This is a genomic window from Siminovitchia fortis (assembly GCF_007681465.1).
GTDB lineage: Bacteria > Bacillota > Bacilli > Bacillales > Bacillaceae_C > Siminovitchia > Siminovitchia fortis.
In genome coordinates this window covers 1-2190 of the sequence record NZ_VEKZ01000121.1, presented here as the reverse complement: position 1 = coordinate 2190, position 2190 = coordinate 1, and the positions used below count along the sequence as shown (strand labels likewise).

General features: G+C 33.2%; 2 protein-coding genes. Both read right to left on the bottom strand.

What is annotated here, in order from left to right:
* Window positions 1-73: 73 nt before the first annotated feature.
* Complete coding sequence (locus FS666_RS19100) at window positions 74-829, bottom strand: ABC transporter permease (RefSeq protein ID WP_120076016.1); 756 nt, start codon at window positions 827-829, stop codon at window positions 74-76.
* A complete protein-coding gene (locus FS666_RS19095; protein WP_095314253.1) occupies window positions 826-1785 on the bottom strand; it encodes an ABC transporter ATP-binding protein in 960 nt (319 codons plus the stop codon). Before FS666_RS19095 ends, FS666_RS19100 begins: the two co-directional genes overlap by 4 nt.
* Window positions 1786-2190: the final 405 nt, after the last annotated feature.

The window sequence follows — 2190 nt, the reverse complement described above, 5'->3', positions numbered from 1 at the left end:
TTTCAGGTTTTTCACCGGAGTTAATTTGAAATTAGGTGTCTGAAATAATGTGCTAGTTTACACATTTATTTCACTATTTTCTTTGAACATCATACGTGAATTTACAAAAGAAAACAGCCATAACAAGACATGAAACAATCAGTAAATAGTAGTTAATTGCGGGAGAATGGTTGAAAGTAGATTGTGATGCTCTAACTACCCAGTCAACTGGATTTACTTTTGAGAGGATACTTATATACTTTGGTAATAAATTGCTTGGCATAAAGGCAGAAGACAAAAAAATCAATGGGAAAGAGAAAAACTGCATGACAGTGATCATCGTTGAGTGCTTTTTGGTTAGAACGGCAATTCCAATTGAAATAGATCCGATTAGACACGAAAATAATGCTGGTGTAGCAAGAAAAAGAATTGGTGAAACGATTCCCATTGGAAGTCTGAATCCCATAAAATAGCCAATAATCACTAGCAAAGTGGATTGGATCAATTGAAAAGTGAAAATGTAGACTAAATCACCAATGATGAAAATTAAGTTATTCTTCGGGGCGATTAAATATCGGTTAAATATTCCTTCTCTCATATCATCTAAAGTACTCATTCCTAAATATATTCCGCCAAATAAAGCATTCATGATCAGAATTCCCGGTAAAATATACGATACATAATTGGATTCTTCAAATCCACTAACGGAAGATATGCTTGAAAATATCGTTCCAAACAGCACTAGGAAAATCAATGGTTGGAACATTGAAATGATAATTGCTATTGGATTTTTAATTAGCGGTGTTAGCCTCTTTTTTGATAATAACAAAACGAATGTTATGTTATTCATTGTTCTGCTCCTTTCTCATTAAAGTTTATTAAATAAACGTCATTTAACGTTGCCTGTTTCAGTTCACTAAATTCAATTTCGACATTACTTTGAATTAAGTATCTCAATAATTCAGATAATATTTGTTGTCCATGACTCGTTATAATTGTTAATGCTGTTGGTTTTATTTCGTGGCTAACGACCTCTTTTAGGTCAGAAATATATTCTTCGATTTTATAAATGCTGGCCAAATCTAATTTGTGATAGTGGATTTCAATTTGATCAGCCGCAAGTTTATTGATCAATTCTTTTGGCGTCCCAATATCAAGAATCTTTCCATTGTTGATCAATGCAATTTCAGTTGCTAGGTGATGAATTTCCTCTAAATAGTGTGTTGTTACAAAAATTGTCGTTCCTTCATCTTGAGAAATTTTTGTAATTATTTTCCAAAAGGTAATTCTTGACTCTGGGTCTAATCCAGCTGTAGGTTCATCCAGTAAAAGAACTTCAGGTTTATGAAGCAAACTTATTGCAATATCCAATTTTCTTTTCATTCCACCTGAGTAAGTACCAACCAAATCGTTGGATACTTGGAACAAATCAAATTCCTTTAACAGGTGTTCTCCTCGCTCCATTATTTTTGAAGTTCTGATGCCATACATTTTTCCTGCAATCAATATGTTTTCCCAAGCTGTTCCAGTCGAAAATACAGTTGTTTGTTGGAATGTGACTCCAACTTTTTTTCGAACCTCATTCACCTTTGAAACAACGTCTAAATCCGAAATTTTGACAGTACCCTCATTTGGCAAGGATAAAGTAGCTAATATACTCGTCAAAGTAGATTTTCCTGCACCATTTGGACCAATTAGTCCGAAGATAGAACCTTTTTTCACTTTAAGAGACACATTATTTAAGGCTGCCTTTTTGCCAAATGTTTTGCTAACAGCGTTTAAAACTATTTCAAAATGGTCATACATATTGTTCCCTCCTTCATTTATTACAAAAGGAACTATAAACTATCCTCTTAGAGGAGAGTCAACCATCAAGTATTCTTTTTATAAAAGTCGAATTGGAATGAACTTAACGGAGTTGTAGAAAGGAAAACTGAATTTCTCGCCCAGCGTAAAAACGCCAAGTGAAAACTTGGACGTGGTTCTTTAAATTTGTAAATATTATTAATACAATTATGATTCGATAGTTAAAAGGTTCAAAACGAAAACTACATTAAAGGTTAATCAGTTTGATGGATACAGAAAAAGATATTACATACAATTTATGATTTTACACACTATTATCCGATTTACAGTGCTATGAACATTAATGAAGAAGGACATAGGTTAGCTCCACCTCTGCCATCTTTTTGACCCACTTGGGACAAGAAA